Annotated in this window: 13 protein-coding genes; 4 read left to right on the forward strand and 9 right to left on the reverse strand. The window is 63.2% G+C overall.

Annotated features, from left to right (window positions below):
- Nucleotides 1–414: 414 nt before the first annotated feature.
- Both KOL99_RS13645 and KOL99_RS13650 read right to left on the reverse strand, forming a co-directional pair.
- Nucleotides 415–1,134 carry a creatininase family protein gene (locus KOL99_RS13645; RefSeq protein WP_216511000.1) on the reverse strand — a complete coding sequence of 240 codons (720 nt, stop codon included), beginning with the start codon at nucleotides 1,132–1,134 and terminating at the stop codon, nucleotides 415–417.
- Nucleotides 1,135–1,228: 94 nt separating this feature from the next.
- A complete protein-coding gene (locus KOL99_RS13650) occupies nucleotides 1,229–5,017 on the reverse strand; it encodes a PAS domain S-box protein (protein WP_216511001.1) in 3,789 nt (1,262 codons plus the stop codon).
- Nucleotides 5,018–5,275: 258 nt separating this feature from the next.
- Here KOL99_RS13650 and KOL99_RS13655 point away from each other — a divergent pair, with 258 nt between their 5' ends.
- Nucleotides 5,276–6,100: a CvfB family protein gene (locus KOL99_RS13655; RefSeq protein WP_216511002.1), complete on the forward strand. Its 825-nt coding sequence runs from the start codon at nucleotides 5,276–5,278 to the stop codon at nucleotides 6,098–6,100.
- A 61-nt stretch (nucleotides 6,101–6,161) separates the two neighbouring features.
- Here KOL99_RS13655 and KOL99_RS13660 read toward each other — a convergent pair whose 3' ends face one another.
- Nucleotides 6,162–6,836 carry a Bax inhibitor-1/YccA family protein gene (locus KOL99_RS13660; protein WP_216511003.1) on the reverse strand — a complete coding sequence of 225 codons (675 nt, stop codon included), beginning with the start codon at nucleotides 6,834–6,836 and terminating at the stop codon, nucleotides 6,162–6,164.
- Nucleotides 6,837–7,067: 231 nt separating this feature from the next.
- Here KOL99_RS13660 and KOL99_RS13665 point away from each other — a divergent pair, with 231 nt between their 5' ends.
- A complete protein-coding gene (locus tag KOL99_RS13665) occupies nucleotides 7,068–7,406 on the forward strand; it encodes a hypothetical protein (protein WP_216511004.1) in 339 nt (112 codons plus the stop codon).
- Nucleotides 7,407–7,523: 117 nt separating this feature from the next.
- Here the strand turns inward: KOL99_RS13665 and KOL99_RS13670 are convergent, their stop codons facing one another.
- From KOL99_RS13670 to KOL99_RS13680, 3 genes are all read right to left on the reverse strand, one after another.
- On the reverse strand, nucleotides 7,524–8,588 hold the full coding sequence (locus tag KOL99_RS13670) for an NADH:flavin oxidoreductase/NADH oxidase (protein ID WP_216511005.1): 1,065 nt from the start codon (nucleotides 8,586–8,588) through the stop codon (nucleotides 7,524–7,526).
- A gap of 129 nt (nucleotides 8,589–8,717) precedes the next feature.
- A complete protein-coding gene (gene mutM / locus KOL99_RS13675; protein ID WP_216511006.1) occupies nucleotides 8,718–9,530 on the reverse strand; it encodes a bifunctional DNA-formamidopyrimidine glycosylase/DNA-(apurinic or apyrimidinic site) lyase in 813 nt (270 codons plus the stop codon).
- A 15-nt stretch (nucleotides 9,531–9,545) separates the two neighbouring features.
- A complete protein-coding gene (locus tag KOL99_RS13680) occupies nucleotides 9,546–9,731 on the reverse strand; it encodes a hypothetical protein (RefSeq protein WP_216511007.1) in 186 nt (61 codons plus the stop codon).
- Nucleotides 9,732–10,000: 269 nt separating this feature from the next.
- On the opposite strand from KOL99_RS13680, the gene KOL99_RS13685 reads away from it, so the two are divergent.
- Nucleotides 10,001–12,397 carry a PAS domain-containing protein gene (locus tag KOL99_RS13685; protein WP_216511008.1) on the forward strand — a complete coding sequence of 799 codons (2,397 nt, stop codon included), beginning with the start codon at nucleotides 10,001–10,003 and terminating at the stop codon, nucleotides 12,395–12,397.
- A gap of 355 nt (nucleotides 12,398–12,752) precedes the next feature.
- The gene (locus KOL99_RS13690; protein ID WP_216511009.1) at nucleotides 12,753–13,457 is read left to right on the forward strand and encodes a GntR family transcriptional regulator; all 705 of its coding nucleotides are present in this window, start codon (nucleotides 12,753–12,755) and stop codon (nucleotides 13,455–13,457) included.
- Between the two features lie 15 nt (nucleotides 13,458–13,472).
- On the opposite strand, the gene KOL99_RS13695 is transcribed toward KOL99_RS13690, so the two are convergent.
- From KOL99_RS13695 to KOL99_RS13705, 3 genes are all read right to left on the reverse strand, one after another.
- Nucleotides 13,473–14,354: a sensor histidine kinase gene (locus KOL99_RS13695; RefSeq protein ID WP_216511010.1), complete on the reverse strand. Its 882-nt coding sequence runs from the start codon at nucleotides 14,352–14,354 to the stop codon at nucleotides 13,473–13,475.
- A gap of 234 nt (nucleotides 14,355–14,588) precedes the next feature.
- Nucleotides 14,589–16,367 (reverse strand): acyl-CoA dehydrogenase family protein, encoded by a 1,779-nt coding sequence (locus KOL99_RS13700; protein ID WP_216511011.1) that lies wholly within the window; start codon nucleotides 16,365–16,367, stop codon nucleotides 14,589–14,591.
- Between the two features lie 40 nt (nucleotides 16,368–16,407).
- Complete coding sequence (locus KOL99_RS13705; RefSeq protein ID WP_216511012.1) at nucleotides 16,408–17,580, reverse strand: thiolase family protein; 1,173 nt, start codon at nucleotides 17,578–17,580, stop codon at nucleotides 16,408–16,410.
- Between the last annotated feature and the right edge of the window lie 55 nt (nucleotides 17,581–17,635).

Raw genomic sequence — 17,635 nt, forward strand, 5'->3', positions numbered from 1 at the left:
GGGGGGCTCGGGGCGCTCCCCCAGCTCCTGAGGGACCTGACGGATGAAGCGTGCCCTCGAAGCGGACACATCGATGTGTTTTTAAATGGCTCGAGGTGGCCCACTCGATCAACGTTGCGTCGACGGTGTCTTTCGGTCGAGCTTCGGCAGCCTGAGGGACCGGCACCCGCGCTGTCGGGCAACGTCGATCGCCTTCGAACTCACCTTGATGAAACCGGCCCCGCGAGGTTCCCGTTTTCCATAACACAGCCCCCGCGCGTGACCCATCGCGGCGAGTTTTACAGCCGCGGCACCCGCTGGGCGCCTAAAAACGCTCCTGGAGCGGCGGCAGCAAAAATCGGGTGCAGGTCTACCCCTGCACCCGATGGAAAAGTCCCTTTAAACGGCAAATTTGGAAGCCGTTTTTTTGGGCAATTACCAGCGGCGGCTCTCCAGCGCCTTGACCAGCTCTACCACCTTGTCCGCCACCAGTGATTCCAGGATCTTGCCTTTTTCCGCGCTCGCCTTGCCGGGGTCGCCCCAGACTCCGCCGGGCCAGAAGCTGCGCTTGTCGCGTACCAGGATCCCGGTCGGAAAATTGGGATACTCGGCCGGGGCACTCCCTTTCACCAGGTGCGGATGCGAATGCATGATGCGCGAGGTCTCGATTTCGCCGGCATGGGCGTCGCCGCGGGTCTCGATCAGGTGGGCGCCGCTTTCCTTGGCGAGGTCGTATTCGGTGACGACGGCCATGTTGATTTCCGGCAGTTCCTGGATCAACTCCTCGCCGGCATCCTGGAGGGCCATGCGGTGCGAGCCGCCGGCGTGCCCGGTGAGCGCGATGAAGTTGACCAGCCCCTGTGCGTGCAGCGAGCGCACGATGTCCTTGAGAAGCGCCTTGAGCGTCCCCGTGCTGATGCTTACGGTGCCGGGATGGCGCGATGTCGAGCGGCAGCTCCCGTAATGCACCGGCGGCGCCACGAACAGCGGGATCCGCTCCGCGGCGCGTTTTCCCACCTCGTAGGCCTCGATGGTGTCCGTGGACAGCGGCAGATGGCTGCCGTGCTCCTCGACGGACCCAAATGGGATGTAGACGCTCTTGCAGGTCTGCAGCCCCTGGGCGAATTCGTCCATGGTGATGTTCTCAATCAGCACAACAACCCCCATTAAGTGTCTGAATTAATTACAGTTTGTCGCCAGCCGCCTCCCCTCCCCTGTTCGGTAGTTCCGGGGCAGGGGGCGCTGGGGGTCAGCTGTCGAGCATCTCCCGGACCTTCTTGGCGAGCTCGATGGGTCGCGCCGGTTTCCTGATGATGTCGACCCCTTCCTCGAGGAAGATCCCCTTGTCCTGTATGACGTCGGCGGTGTACCCGCTCAGGAACAGCACCTTCAGGTGGGGCGAGTGCCGACGCAGCTCCTCGCAGAGCTGTTTGCCGTTCATCTTGGGCATGATCACGTCCAGGAGCGCCAGGCTGATCTCCTGTCGTCTCGCTGCGAAGAGCTGCAATGCTTCATCGCCGCTGCTGGCCCGAATGACCTGGTAGCCGTACCGTTTCAGCACGGATTCGACGAGTCGCGCCACGGCGGCGTCGTCCTCGACGACCAGGATGGTCTCGCTTCCACCCTCGGGAATGAAGGTGGATGGTTTTTCAGCCGACTGCACCTTCTCGGTGATCAGCGGCAGGTAGATGCTGAACGTGGTGCCGAAGCCCACTTGGCTGAAGACGGTTATGAAGCCGCCGTGCTGCTTGATGATGCCGTACACGATCGACATGCCCAGCCCGGTGCCGCGCCCGGGAAGCTTCGTGGTGAAGAAGGGCTCGAAGATCTTCTGCTGGGTTTCGGCATCCATCCCGGTCCCGGTGTCGGCAACGGTGATGAGGGCGTAGCGCCCTGGCATGCCGTACCCGTACTGGCGGTGGAACTCTTTGCCCACCACCGCCAACTCGGTCCGTATGGTGAGCTCGCCGCCAGTGGACATGGCGTCCCTGGCGTTGGTGGCGAGATTCATCAGTACCTGCTCCAACTGCCCGCTGTCAGCCATCACCAGCAGCTTTTCGTCGCTGAAGAAGGTCTTCAGGGTCACGTCTTCGCCGATGATGCGGACCAGGAACTTGGCGTGTCTGCGGGTGAGCTCGTTCAACTCCACCTGCTGCATCACCATCACCTGCTTGCGGCTGAAGGCCAACAGGCTCTTGGTGAGGTGCGTGGCCCGGTCGGCTGCATCGAGGATCTGCTCCATGTGGTCGAGCATCGGGTCGTTTTTGGGCAGGGAGTGCTGCAGCAGTTGGCCGAAGCCGAGGATGACGGTCAGTATGTTGTTGAAATCATGGGCGACACCTCCAGCGAGCTGGCCGACGGCTTCCATCTTCTGGGCCTGTCTCAGTTGCTCCTCGAGTTTCTTGCGCTCGTTGATGCTCTCCATGAAGGCCATGAAATGGCTGATCAACCCGGAACTGTTCAGGATCGGCGAGATGGTGGAGTGCTGCCAGAAGGTGGAGCCGGTTTTATGCCGGTTGTACAGTTCGCCGGTCCAGACGCGGCCCGAGGTGATGGTGTCCCACATCCCCTGGTAAAGCTCCGGCGAGGTCTTGCCGCTCTTCAGGATGCGCGGGTTCTGGCCGATGACTTCTTCCGAGGTGTAGCCGGTGACTTCGGTAAAGCGCGGGTTGACGAACTCGATGTCCCCTTTGATGTCCGTGATCATGATGGCGACGGGACTCTGCATCACGGCTTGGGACAGCTTCAGCAACTGCTCGTCGGCCTGCCTCCGCTCGGTTACGTCCTTGTAGATGACCACGGCGCCTACCAGCTCTCCTCCTTCACGTAATGGTCGGCAGTTATATTCAGCGTAGAAGCTGCTGCCGTCCTTACGCCAGAACAACTCGTCGCTCCCCTGGTAGGGGCGTCCCTCGTAGCAGGCGGCTGACAACGGGCAATCCTGTTCCGGGAACGGGGACCCGTCCTCGTGGCTGTGGTGCATCAGGGAATGTTGATGCTGTCCCAGCAGTTCTTCCTGGGTCCATCCCACCATGTGCGCCGCTGCCGGGTTCACGAAGGTGATGCGCCCCTGCAGGTCGACGCCGTTGATCCCCTCTCCGGCGGCGTCAAGGATCAGTTGCATCTGGCGGCGGGTTTTCTCGTGTGCGTCCTCGGCCTGCTTGCGCTCGGTGATATCCTCGAGGCTCTGGATGGCTCCGACTACCCTTCCCTGGCGATCCCGGATCGGCGCTGCGTTGACGGTGATGTAGTGACCGTTTCCTTCAGGGTCCTTGTACCACCCTTCAGCCTGTACCCCTTCTTCAATGAGGGTGGATCTCCGGTAATTGGTGTAAAGCTTTGCCCCCTCATCGTGATTTTCCAGGAGCACGATGTCCGCGAGAACTGGTCTGTCGCTGCCGTAGAAAATTTGCCCCAGATTGCGGGAGCCCAGCACCGTGTCCGCCTTTATCCCGGTCAGGGCTTCCAGGGCATAGTTCCACATGATGACGCGGTGCTCGCAGTCCAGCACGAAGGTTGGTTGGGTCATGTTCAGCACCAGGCTTTCGGCAAACTCCTTCTGAGACTGTAGGTCCGCCTCGGCCCGTTTGCGCTCGGTGATGTCGTGCAAGACGCCCAAGATCCCGCCACAGGTGCCGTTTACCGTCGTAAAGCTTGTCTTGCAGAATATGACGTCGCGCTCGGTATGATCGGCATGTAACGCTTTGCCTTCGTAAACCTGGATCCCGCCCCGGCTAATCAATTCCTGGTCGACGTGGTGGTGCGTTTCGGCGATCGGTCCGGGAGCGACATCGAACACGGTCTTGCCGATGATCCGGTCCCGGCTAAGGCCGGTGAAGTTGAGGAAGGCCTGGTTGCAGCCCAGGTACCTGCCGTCGGCTCCCTTGTAGAACACGGGGATAGGGGTCACCTCGATGAGCTTTTGCGAGAAGTCCAGTTGGCGCTTCAGTTCGTGTTTCTGCTGCTGCAACTCCTGCACCAGCTGGTTGAAGGCATCCCCCAGGACGCCGATCTCGTCGCCAGCCGGGATGTTGATCGGTGCGACATCGCCTTCCTTGTTATGGGTCAGCACCCTGATCTGTTCGGTGAAGGTGGTAAGAGGCGCGGTCAGAAATTTCATGCACAGCGAAACCACCAGCATGGATATGAGAAACACCACGAACAAGGCGGCCAGGATATAGCTGCGTGCCCGGTAGATCGGCGCGTAGGCCTCCTGTTGCGGGAAGTTGCTGGCGAGGATCCAGTTGGTGCTTTTGAGTCGCTTGAAGGAGCTGATGACCGCGAGGCCCCGGGAATTGGTGGTCTCCCCGGTCCCCTCGTACCCGCCGATGGCCTCGTCGTAGAGGCGGTTCTTGCCGACCGGGACGTCCTGTTTGAAGACCCGGCGGCCATCCGGATGGGCAATCATGACCCGGTCCGTGCTGTACAGGTAGAGGTAGCCCTTGTCACCGAGGGTGACCCTGCCGACCTTGGTGATGAAGTTGTCCCTGGTAAGGTCGATGCTCCCGGCCAGGACGCCGGCCACTTCTCCCCTGTCATCCAGGACCGGAGCGGTAAGCATGATGATGGGGTGCCGGTGCGTCTGCGACGAGATAAAGGGGGCGGAAATCTGGGGTTGTCGGGTGGCCAGGGTCTTCTTCAGGTAGTCACGGTACAGGAAATTCTTGCCGACGATGCCGCTATCGAGCGGGTTGCCCGAGATGAGTGTCCCTTGGGCGGAAAAGAAAAACAGGCCGTTATCGAACATGGTCAGGTTTCCCGGACGCTGGTCGAAGAAGCTCTGCAGGGTGTGCGGGTCGCGTAGCGAGGCGGTCTTGAGGGTGCGGGCGGTGGCCACCAGTTCCGTCTGCGACAAACGGAGCTTGTCGTCGATCTGGTCGGCAAGAGCGGTGACCATGTCGAACTGCTGCGTGAAAAGCAGCCCCTTGATCTGGTCGGTCACATAAAGATGGGTGGTAAGCGCAAGAATGGACAGCAGCCCGGCTATCAGCAGGGATATGGTGACCGTCATCTTGGTTTTCAAGCTAAAGGTGCGCAATCAACCTCCACTGTCATGGCCACGCCACGGCGGGTTTCGTGGAACTGACACCATAGTATGAATACCTCTCTACTGTCCAGCTAAAAAGTTTTCCCGTTTCAGCGGGAAACGCTTGTTTGTTAAGGGGTTTTCGCGCGGCGCCCCGGTGCTGCCGACAGGGGCGCGGAAAAGATTAATAGGCTCGCGCGGCGATTTGATATAGTATTCGGTGCGCGGCGGCAAAACATTAGAACCGCGTGCACGGGAGCAGAGACATAGATGCTAGCAATTGGCAAGTACAACCGTTTGGAAGTGAAGAAATTGAGCGCCATTGGTGCCTACCTCGCGTCGGAGTTGGGGGACATCCTTTTGCCGACCAAGTACGTCCCGGAGGGACTGCACCATGGCGAGCACCTGAAGGTGTTCGTTTACCTGGATTCCGAGGATCGGCTTATCGCCACCACCCTGGAACCTAAGGCGCAGGTGGGCGACTTCGCGCTCATGGAGGTGAAGGACGTGAGTCCGGTGGGCGCCTTCCTCGAGTGGGGGCTGGAAAAGGATCTGCTGGTCCCCTTCAGCGAGCAGCCGCGCCCCATGCACAAGGGGGAGCGGCACCTGGTGCGGGTCTACCTGGACCGTTCGGAACGGATAGCTGCGTCGGCGAGGCTCGGCAAGTTCCTGGAGAAGTCGGCACCGGGCCTCAAGGAGGGGCAGGAGGTGAACCTCACCTTCTACGAGTTCGGCAACCTCGGCGCCAAGGTCATCATCGACGGCCGCTACGACGGGCTGCTGTTCAGGACCGAGCTCTTCGGCACGTACCGCATTGGCGACAGCGCCCAAGGGTACGTGAAGAAGGTCAGGGGGGACGGCAAGATAGACGTGACCCTCAGAAAGGGCGGCAGGCAGGATCTGACCGGCGGCCGGGAGACCCTGTTGCGGGTGCTTGGCGAGCGGGGAGGCTTTCTTCCGGTGGGAGACAAGTCGCCTCCGGAGCTGATCGCCGAAATGTTCAGGATGAGCAAGAAGAACTTCAAGGCGGTGATCGGCAACCTGTATCGGGAAGGGATCATCGAGATAACGAAGGAGGGGATCCGGCTGCGCTAGACTCCCCTCCCCTTTGTCGATGTGAGGAACCCCGGTGCGCTCGTGCACCGGGGTTCTTTTTTTACCTGCGGTCGCCGAGGAACCTGAGCAGCAGCAGGAACATGTTGATGAAGTCGAGGTAGAGGGTGAGCGCGCCCAGGATGGCTCCCTTGCCGCCGGTGTTCCCCATCTGCTTGATCTTTTGGGTGTCGTAGGCGGTGAGGCCGGTGAAGACGATGATGCCGCACAGGCTGAGCACCCAGTTGAGCATCGAGCTGTGCAGGAAGATGTTCACCAGTGAGGCGATCACCACCCCCACCAACCCCATGAACAGGAAGCTGCCCCACGAGGAGAGGTCGCTTCTGGTGAGGTAGCCGTAGAGGCTCATGGTGCCGAACATCCCCGCGGTGACCAGGAAGGTCGAGGCGATGGAGGAGTGCGTGTAGGCAACGAAGATGGTGGACATGGTCAGCCCGTTCAGCCCGGCGTACAGCAGGAAGAGGATACTGGCCGTGGCGGTGCTGATCCTGTTGATGGCGCCGCTTATGGCCACCACGAGGCCCAGTTCCCCGAAGAGCAGCGCGTAGAACAGGATGCGGTTACCGAGGATCGCCTGCAGCAGCGCCGGCGAGGACGCGGTTATGACCGACACGAGAGCCGTGAGCAGCAGCCCGCCGCTCATCCAGCCATAGACTCCTCTCATGACGCCGCTGTTGACTACCGTTATGGTCCGGTATTGAGTCTGATATCTTTCCATTCGATGCTCCCTTGTTTGCCGGCCGCGGTGGCAAACACATTGCCGTGGCGGTTGTCGGTGATTTATGCCCCTCGTTTATATCATGAAGTGGTGTGGTCAGGCAGAAAAATAACCATGACCGCGTGAATATGCAAGGGTTGGTGTTACAATCATTGCTCTGTTTTTTCTTGGTGCCGCAACGGCACCTTTGAGCGGCGCCTTGGCCGCATTGACTAAAAGGAGGAACCCGTCATGTTGAAAAAAATTGCCATCCTCGCCTGTCTCGTCTCGTTCGCCCCGGCCGCGGCCGGAGCCCAGGACGTGGCGCTCATGGTGAACCAGCAGCCCGCGCCGCAGACCGAGGCGCAGCGGAGCTTGAACCTGATGCCGCGCGAAGAGCGCTCCGCGACTCTGGTCGCGGCGAACGACGTCCAGGGGACGGCACCCGCTCAGGAGGAACGCCCGAAAAAAAGCCACACCGGCTTGACCTTCAAGGAGTTCTGCGACGTGCACTTCGGCGAGTATCGCTGGGTGTACTGGGTGGGCGCGGTCGCGGCAATCGTTGCCATCCACGTGGTAGCCGCCGACTAAAACAGCGCGGGCGGCGGGTGCCATCGCCCCGCCGCCCGCGCCCATGCTTCTTCTTCCCCTTCCCTTGCGCCCCCCGCATCCTTCCTTACCGCGCCGCAGGCGCCTCGCCTTGATTACTTATTTCGCCCTCTCGTACTGGAGCGGCCACGGCAGGTCGACTCCCAGCGCCTTCGCCGCGTGGAGCGGCCAGTACGGGTCCCGCAGCATGGCCCGCGCCAGCAGGACGGCGTCGGCGAGGCCGGTGGCGACGATCTGTTCGGCCTGGGCCGGGTCGGTGATCACACCCACGGCGCCGGTCGGTATGCCCACTTCCCTCTTGATCGACGTGGCGAAAGAGGTCTGGAAGCCCGGCCCGAAGGGGGGCATCGCCTCGGGGACCATCCCGCCCGAGGAGCAGTCGATGAGGTCGATGCCGATCTCCTTGAGCGAATGGGCCAGGTGCAGGGTCTGCTCGAGGTCCCAACCACCGTCCATCCAGTCCGTGGCGGAAACCCTCACGAACACCGGCAGGTGCTCGGGCCAGATGTCGCGCACGGCCTTGGCAACCCTGAGCGGGAACCGGCAGCGGTTCTCCAGCGACCCGCCGAAATCGTCGCGGCGCTGGTTCGACAGCGGCGACAGGAACTCGTGCAGCAGGTAGCCGTGCGCCATGTGTATCTCGGCAACCTCGAACCCGGCCTCGACGCTGCGTCGCGCGGCCGCCGCGAACTGCCCAAGGAGCGTTTCCAGGTCCTGCAAGGTCGCCTCGCGGGGGATCACCGGCTCCTCCCTGGAGAAGGGGACCGGGCTTGGGGCGATGGTCTGCCAGCCGCGCTGGTTGACGTCGACGGGACGCCCACCTTTCCAGGGAAGGTCGGTGGATGCCTTGCGCCCGGCGTGCGCGAGCTGGATACCGGGGACCGCGCCCTGTTCCTTGATGAAGCGCGTGATGGGGGCGAAGGCGGCGGCGTGCTCGGCGCTCCAGATGCCGCTGTCGTCGGGGGAGATGCGTCCCTGGGGCGTCACCGCGGTCGCCTCGACCATGACCAGGCCGGCGCCGCCCACGGCACGGCTTCCCAGGTGCACCATGTGCCAGTCGGTGGGGAGACCATCCCTGCTTGAGTACATGCACATCGGCGACACGAAGATGCGGTTCTTGATAACCAGCTCGCGCAGGGTGAGCGGCGTGAAAAGGATGCTCATGCTGGAAAACCTCCTGAAGCTGACGTGATATGGCGCTGCGTGCTACCCGCGGCAGTTTAGCAGGCCTTGCGGTAACCGCAATGAACGAGGCGGGATATCCTTCCCGGGGCCGCCGGCGCGGCGGCCGCCTCAGCGCTGGCAGGCGGCGCAGAAAAAGGTGGACCGGTTCCCGAGCCTTCCCCTGGTGACGGGAGCGCCGCACACGCGGCAGGGAAGTCCCCCCCGCCCGTAGACGTAGAGCTGCTGCGGGAAGTAGGCGAGCTTCTCCTCCGCCTTCTGGAAATCCATGCTGGAACGCCCCGTGGCGATCGAGGTGGCGAGGGTCTCCTTGATGGCGGCGACCAGCTTGGAACAGTCGGCGGCGCTCAACTCTCCCGCCGGCGTGTCGGGATGCATGCGGCAGCGAAAGAGGCTCTCAGCCGCGTAGATGTTGCCGATGCCGGCCACCACCGCGCTGTCCATCAGGAAACGCTGCAGGGCCACCTTCCTGCCGCGGCTCAGCCGGAACAGGTAGTCGGCGTCGAAGGCGTCGGTGAGCGGCTCGGGGCCGATCTTGCGCAGGAGCTGGTGTTGCAGCGGGTCCGAGGCGGTGAAGTGAATCGAGCCGAAGCGGCGCGGGTCGTTCAGCCGGAGCGCCAGTCCCGAATCGAGGTGCAGGTCGAAATGGTCGTGGGGCCCCGGCGCGGTCGAGGCCGGCACCAGGCGCAGGTGCCCGGTCATGCCCAGGTGCAGCAGCAGCGAGCCGGTGCCGCAATCGAGAATGAGGTATTTGCCCCGCCGCTGCACCGCCCGGATGGTCTGCCCCGCGAGGAGTTGGGAGAGCCGCTCTGGCACCATGTGGCGCAGCTTGACGATGCGCATCTCGACCGACGCGATGCTCGCGCCGGTCAGGTGATCCGTTATGCCCAGCCGGGTGACTTCGACTTCGGGTAACTCTGGCATGTTCGCTCCGGGCGCTTACTTGTCCAACGGCATGGGGCTGCAGACGTTGTCCGCGGAGTTGGCCTCGCTGCCGCAGGTGAAACAGACCACCGTCGGGTTGCTGGTGAGGTGGGCGACCTCTTCCAGGCGCCCGGCGCTTTTGAGCATGCAGAGGTGGCCGGTGTGTTTCGCTCCGCAGTGGCAGTTAGCGGTACTTTCCATGATGATCCTCCTTTGTCTGATGTATCACTCATTACTACTGCAAAAATGCTGTGGCAGTCAACCACTGGGTCACGGGTAGTCTGGGCGGTGTCGGCTGTGACTTGTGGTTGAAATTATTTTTTTATAATTTGTAGTTGCTACTTTAGGATAATGTGGTTATATTAGAAAAAACTTTCCTTGTGCCAGTCCGGACAATGAACCGAGACAGAGGACGGTCTGCAGGAAGGGTCTTGATACGCTTGGACGAAACGTTGCCCAAGGGGGAGCGCATGAACCGATTGTCGCAGGTAAACCACGTCAGCGATCTCAAAAACAGCGCTCCCCTTACCTGCGTGGGGGGCGACGCGGTGGCGCTTTCGCCGACCGTCATCCCGCCCCTTGGCTACGAGCAGGTTCTGCGCAACATGTTCCGGTCGGCACCGCTTGGGGTGTACCAGACCGATCTCGCCGGCCAGCCGTTAACGGCGGATCTTCGCGGCTGCGCCGACTTCGGCGAGACCTGCGCGGCGCACAGCGTGGGGTATCTCAACCCACAGGAGCGCAAGGCCATGGCGGTAAGCTTCCAGGGCGCCATGGAGAGCGGGCGCCAGTGGAGCCATCAATTCCAGTATCGCTTCGCCGATGGCGCCGTTTCGCGGCTGCACGCCGTCGCGGCCCCCTTGCGTGACGGCAGCGGCACCCATATCGGCTACCAGGTCTGCACCATCGATATCACGGCCGAGCACCACGCCCACCAGGAACTCGCGCTCAGCGACGACCGGCACCGGGTTGCCCTGGACGCCGCCGAGCTCGGCATCTGGGATTTCGACGTCGTCGCCAACGACTGCTACTTCAGCCCCTGCTGCTACCAGATGCTCGGCTACAGCGGCGGCCAGATGCAGGTGCGGCTGGAGGACTGGACCAACATCATCCACCCCCAGTACCTCGACAACGCGCGGCGTGTGCTGGAAAGCTGCATCAGCGGCGAGATCGAGAAGTTCGAGCTGGAGTTCCGCCTCAAGACCAACGAGGGGAAGTGGCACTGGTTCCGCTGCACCGGCAAGGCTGCCGACCGGGAAGCCGGCGGCAGGGCCACCCGCCTGGCCGGCACGCTGCTGGATATCAACCAGGCCAAGCTCATGGAGCACCTGCTGCAGATGGAGCACGGCCTGCTGAACCTGATCACTGCCACCAGCCCGGTCGGCATCATGTTCATCGAGTCCGACGGCAACACCACCTTCGTCAATCCCCGGGCGGAACGGATCCTTGGGCTGACCAAGCAGCAGATGGCGCACCGGGAAACTCCGGTGATCGACGCCATCTTCTCGGTGGAGTGCGATTGCTCCACCGGCTTTGAGGTATCGCTGGGGCAGATCCTGGGACAGGGGCGCTGCCTGCTGCAGTCATGCTTCGTCTTCACCCGGCACGACGGCGGCCGCGCGGTCCTCTCCATCAGTACCGCCCCCTTCCTCGATCCCGCCAGCACGGTGAGCGGGACCGTGGTGACGCTGGAAGACGTGACCGAGCAGAAGACGCGCGAGCAGGTGCTCGCCGACAACGACCGCCTGCTGCGGGAGACCCAGAGGATCGCGCAGCTTGGCAGCTACGTCCTTGACATCGCCAAGGACCACTGGGTCTGCTCCAGCAAGCTCGAGGAGATCCTCGGTATCGACGCCGCCTACCCAAAGACCATGCAGGGGCACTTCGATATCGTGCACGAGGAGTTCCGGGACCAGTTCATCGACAGTTACCGCGCCGCCATCAGCAACAACCGCCCCTTCGAGCACGAATACAAGATCAGGAGGCACAACGACGGCGAGGAGCGCTGGGTGACGGAGTGCTGCGAGATGACCTGGGACGCGGCATGCAAGCAGGCCCGCATGATCGGCACCATCAAGGACATCACCGAGCGCAAGGCCGCCGAGGAGGCGATCCGCAATCTCAACGACGAGCTGGACCGGCGGGTGATCGAAAGGACCTCGCAGCTCGTGGCGGCGAAAAAGGAGATTGAATCCTTCAGCTACTCGGTCTCCCACGACCTGCGCGCGCCGCTTCGGCACATCAACAGCTACAGCTCCATCCTGGTCGAGGAGTACGGCGACTCCCTGCCGGACGAGGCCCGGTATTACCTGGAGCGGATCTGCACCGCCAGCAACAGGATGGGTAAGCAGATCGACGACCTGCTCGCCCTGACCCGTGTCGGGCGCGCCATCATGAAAAGGAGCACCTTCAACATCAGCCAGGTGGCCGCCGACGTGGTCGAGATGCTCAGCGAGGAGTCCGACAACGCGCCGGAGTTCGTGGTTCAGCCCGGGATCAGCGCCTACGGCGACAGCGCCCTGGTGCGGCTGGTGTTGCAGAATCTGCTGGGCAACTCGGTCAAGTACTCCTCCCGCACGTCCCTTCCGCGCATCGAGTTCGGCCAGGCCAACGTCGCGGGACGGCACGCCTTCTTCGTCAGGGATAACGGGGTGGGCTTCGACATGGCCTACGTCGCGAAGCTGTTCCAACCCTTCCAACGCCTGCACGGTTCCGAGTTCGAGGGGACCGGCATCGGCCTGGCCACGGTGCGGCGCATCATAGAGCGCCACGGCGGCAGCATCTGGGCCGAAGGCAAGGAAAACGAAGGGGCGACCTTCTACTTCACCCTCTCCCATCCGCGCAAGTCCGACCTGGGCTCGCGTTGACAGCTGCGCGGGGCCGGCGCCGCCAAACCCGTGGGCGCCGTTCCCTCCCGTCACCGATCTCGCTCCGATAATTACTAAAACAGTGTCTACCTGTGAAGTGGGCCGCTCGTCTCCACCTGCGGTCGGGGTGGAGACCACACCGCGCGCCGCCCTGGGGTGGATCCCCTAACGCCCCGCCCTTTCGACGCCGTTGGCCAGAGTAAATCCCTCGTTGCGGAAAAAATTCCGTTGTCATTTAAACAAAACTATGTTTTAAATATTTGTACGTTTGCGCGACGCGCGGTTGGTTGTGTGGCGCGGACCATCAAAGGTATGCAAGCCTGAGCTGGCTGCCGTCTAAAAAGTGAGGGGGCCGATGAGGAAGACCTGCCAGATGGTGGAGAAGGCTTTGGTGGACGGGATGTTGAAGGGAGAGTTCAAGCCGGGGAGCCCGCTGGCGAGCGAACGGGACCTCGCCGAACGTTTCGCGGTCAGCAGGACCACGGTGCGGGAGGCGCTGCAGAAGCTGCAAAACGCTGGGTGGATCTCGGTGCAGCAACGGCACGTCACCGTCGTGAAGGACTTCTGGTCCCAGGGGGACCTGGAGATCCTCTCCTCCATCACCAGGAACAGCGACCCCTTTCCCTACGAGCTGGCCACCCACCTGCTGGAGCTGAGGGTCCAGTTCGCGCCGGACTACGCCCGCCGTGCCGTAGAGAACGACCCGGCCGGGCTGGCGGCCCTGCTGCGCAAGGCGGAGAAGCTGCGCAACTGCTCCTCGGCGCTGGTGACTTTCGACTGGGAGCTGCACCTGGCCATGGCGGTGATGTCGGGCAACCGTATCTACCCCCTGATGCTGAACAGCTTTTCCGGCGTCTATTCAAAGCTCAGGTCCGCCCTTTTTTCCAAGGACAAACACCGGCTGCAGCTGCGCGACTACTACCGCGAACTGCTCGCCGCGGCCAACGCCGGCAACGCCCTGTTGGCGGAAAACATCACCCGGGCGGCCATGCTGTTGCGGCTCAACGACTTCAAGCTGTACTTCGGTTCGCTATCCCAGGACTGCCCGTCCCCGGCCTAGCGCGGCTCGCGCCGATCAGCTCCCCAGGGTGAAGTAGAAGGTCGCCCCGGCGTTCACCTCGGCCTCCGCCCAGATCCTGCCGCCGTGGCGGTTGATGATGCGCTGCACGATGGCGAGCCCTATGCCCAGCCCCGGGAACTCCTCGTCGCGGTGCATGCGCTGGAACGGCCCGAAAAGCCGGTCGGCAAAGCGCATGTCGAAGCCGGCGCCGTCGTCCCGCACGAAATAGACCACCTCGTCCCCTTCCTTTTCGCTGCCGATCTCGATGGTGGCGGACTCCTTCTTCGCCGTGAACTTCCAGGCGTTCTCCAAAAGATGTTCCAGTGCGGTTCGCAACAACACCGCGTCTCCGCGCGCGGGGAGCCGTTGCGGGATCTTGAAGGTCACCTTTCTGCCCGGGTCCCCTTCCCTGACGCAGGCGGCGTAGCTGTTGGCCATCTGGCTCAGGTCGAGGTTCAGCGGGGTCATGTCCTGGCGCCCGATCCGCGACAACGCCAGCAGGGCGTCCACCAACCCCTCCATCTTGCGCCCCGCCCGGACGATGCAGTCCAGGTAGCTGTGTGCGGTCGGTTCCAGCACCTCGCCGTAGTCCTCGAGGAGGGCGTTGCTGAAGCCGATCAGGTGCCGAAGCGGAGCGCGCAGGTCGTGGGACACGGCGTAGCTGAAGGTCTCCAGCTCCCTGCCCAGGTTGTCCGCGGCGGCTTTTTGCCTGTTCAGCTCGTCGCCGAGACGGCGGAGCTCACTCTGTGCCTCGGCGAGCCTGCTTTCGCAGTCGCCGGCAGGGCCGCGCACGGGTGCCCCCCCTTCCGATCCGTCGCCTTGCGTTTCCGGACTCCCGCCGCCGGGCGCCTTCGGTGCGCCGGACATGCCCTCGCCACTGCCGTTAGGCACGTTCATGTGTCCCTCCCACTGCTACTGACACAGCCACGCTTAAAACTCTCTTAAGTGTCAATTCTGCCACAAGATTCCGCGTTCCACCACTCATAAAATGAAGATTTTTACTCTCATCGACACCTTCTGACAGTGCTTTGAGAATTCCTGAGGTGGTCGAGGTAACCTGGAAAAGAACGGGCCGGTTCCGCTGACATCTCAGTCAGAACCGGCCCGAGCCAATGCCCATGGCTTTAGGTCTCAGAAAGGGTACTTCTCGGCTTCGATGACGGCCTGGGCCAGGATCCGTTTATCCTGGAGCAGACCGGTGGCATGGTAACGTGTGAAGCGCCGGACCGCGCCCAAGAGGACGGCCAGGGTGTCCCCCTCCTCGCTGTAGAAGGCGGCCTTGCGGGCGGCGCTGGCGGTCTTCTCGTTGGCGCCGAAGCAGAAGCTCCTGACTGCCGCCGTGACCGCCGGTCGCTTCGCCTCGCTCAGGCGCGGCAGGATCTTCTCCGCGCGCAGCACCGCGCTTTCCATGGCGAAGATGTTGATCACCACGTCGGCGAGCGCCATGAGCAGCTCCTGCTCGTCCTTGATGGCCGCCTGGTACTTCTGCGCCGCCGAACCCGCCACCACCAGGAACAGCTGCTTGAGACCGGACAGGAGGGCCTTCTCGGCCGCGAAGGGAACGGAGTCGTCGGTTTCATCGAAGGAGGGGGTAGTGAGTGCGTCGAGCGCCTTCATCGCCTCGCTCCGCAGCGGGATCTCCCCCTTCAGGGCGCGGGTGAGCAGGGTTCCCGGGATCAGCAACCGGTTGATCTCGTTGGTCCCCTCGAAGATGCGGTTGATGCGCTCGTCGCGGTAGTAGCGCTCGGCCGGGTACTCCTGGATGAAGCCGTAGCCGCCGTAGATCTGGACCACCTCGTCCGCCACGAAGGCGAGCATCTCGGAGCAGAACACCTTGGCTATGGCGCACTCCATGGCGTATTCCTCGATCCCCTTCTGGTAGGCGTCGTAGTAGTTCGGGGTCTCCTTGGGGATGGTGGCCAGCCGGTCGTCGATGAGTCCGGCCAGGCGGTACACCAGCGATTCCGAGGCGAAGATCTCGGCCGCCATGTCGGCCAGTTTCTCCTGGATGGCACCGAAGGAGGCGATGGGGCGGCCGAACTGTTTTCTGAGCACCGCGTACTTCACCCCGTCCGCCAGGGCGAACTTGGCGGAACCGGTCACCGCGGCGCCCAGCTTGAAGCGCCCTATGTTCAGGACGTTGAAGGCGATCTTGTGCCCCTTGCCGATCTCGCCCAGCACGTTCGCGACCGGCACCTTGACGTTGTCCAGGATGACCTGGGTGGTCGAGGAGCCCTTGATCCCCAGTTTCTTCTCTTCCGGCCCGACGCTCACCCCCTCCATGGTCCGCTCCACCAGGAACGCGGTGAAATGCTCCCGGTCCACCTTGGCGAAGACGGTATAGAGATTGGCGATGGAGCCGTTGGTGGTGAACTGCTTGGTGCCGTTCAGGATGTAGTGGCTGCCGTCCGCCGAGAGGGTCGCGCTCGCCTTGGCGCCCAGCGCGTCGCTCCCGGAGTTGGGCTCGGTGAGGCAGTAGGCCGCGACCCACTCGCCGCTGGTCAGTTTCTCCAGGTAGCGTTCCTTCTGCTCCTCGGTGCCGTAGTAGACCAGCGGCAGGGTGCCGATGCCGCTGTGGGCCGCGTAGGCCACCGAGAAGGAGCCCGATCCGGAAATCTTCTCCGCCGCCAGCATGCTGGTCGCCTTGTCGAGCTCGAGGCCTCCGTACTCCTCGGGGACGTCGATCATCAATAGCCCCAGGTCGCCGCAGCGCCGCAACAGCTGCACCACCTTGTCGAAGTCCTGGTGCTCGATATCTTCGCGCGCCGGGATCACCTCGTTCGCGACGAACTGTTCGGTCGTGGCGCCGATCTGGCGCTGCTCGTCGCTGAAATCCTCCGGGACGAAGACGTCGTCCTTGCCGGTCTCGGTGATGAGGAATTCCGCTCCCTTGAATATCTTTGCTGCCATGACACACCTCTCGTTTGGTAGTGGAACGCGTTCGTCCGGCTCAGCTCAGCTCGAAGATCCCGGCGGCCCCCATGCCGCCGCCGATGCACATGGTGACCATGCCGTAGCGCGACCCGCGCCGCCGCATCTCGTGTAGCAGCGTCGCGGTCAGCTTGGTCCCGGTGCAACCAAGCGGGTGCCCGAGCGCGATGGCGCCGCCGTGGACGTTGACCCGCGCCGGATCGAGTCCCAGTTCACCCATGCAGGCAAGCGCCTGCACCGCGAAGGCCTCGTTGAGCTCGACCAGGTCGAGCCGGTCCTGGGCGAGCCCCGCCATCCTCAGTGCCGCGGGGATGGCTTCCACCGGGCCGATGCCCATGATCTCGGGGGGAACCCCCTTCACCGCGAAGCAGACAAAGCGCGCCAGCGGTTTCATCCCGGTCCTTTTCAGGAAATCCTCGGACACGACCAGCGCCGCCGCCGCGCCGTCGGTCATCTGCGACGAGTTGCCGGCGGTCACGGTGCCGTCCGCCTTGAAGGCGGGCTTGAGCTTCGCCAAGGCCTCCATGGTGGTATCCCCCCGCACGCCGTCGTCGGCGTCGACCAGCTCTTCGCGGCACCTAAGCTTGCCGTTTTCCAGTGAGCAGTACTGCGCCGGTACCGCGATGGTCTCCTCGGCGAAGGTTCCTTCTGCCAACGCCCGCGCCGCCTTCTGGTGGCTGGCAAGGGCGAAGGCGTCCTGGTCCTCACGGGAGATGCCGTATTTCTGCACCAGCCGTTCCGCGGTGATCCCCATGGAGGCGTAGGTCTCCGGCCAGGCCGACACCAGCCCCGGGTTGGCGCTGTACTTGTTCCCCCCCATGGGGATCATGGACATGCTCTCGGTCCCCCCGGCGATGATGCAGTCGGCGAACCCCGCCATGATGCGGTCCGCGGCCGAGGCGATGGTCTGCAGCCCGGACGAGCAGAACCGGTTCACGGTCTGGCACGGGACCTGGTACGGGATGCCCGCCTTGAACGCGGCGATGCGCGCGACGTTCATCCCCTGCTCCCCTTCCGGGAAGGCGCAGCCGATGATGATGTCCTCGACCAGCGCCGTATCCAGGCCGGTCCGCTCGACCAGCCCCTTGATCGCCGCGGCGCCGAGGTCGTCGGGGCGGACGTCCTTGAGCTTACCCTTGTAGGCCTTGGTGGCCGGCGTGCGTACGGCTTCGACGATATATGCTGCTCGCATGGCGTTGCTCCTTTGCTGGCTTTGTTCGCTCGGTAACCGCTGCGGGAGGCTTTGG

It is taken from the genome of Geomonas azotofigens, assembly GCF_018919395.1.
GTDB classification, from domain to species: Bacteria; Desulfobacterota; Desulfuromonadia; order Geobacterales; family Geobacteraceae; genus Geomonas; species Geomonas azotofigens.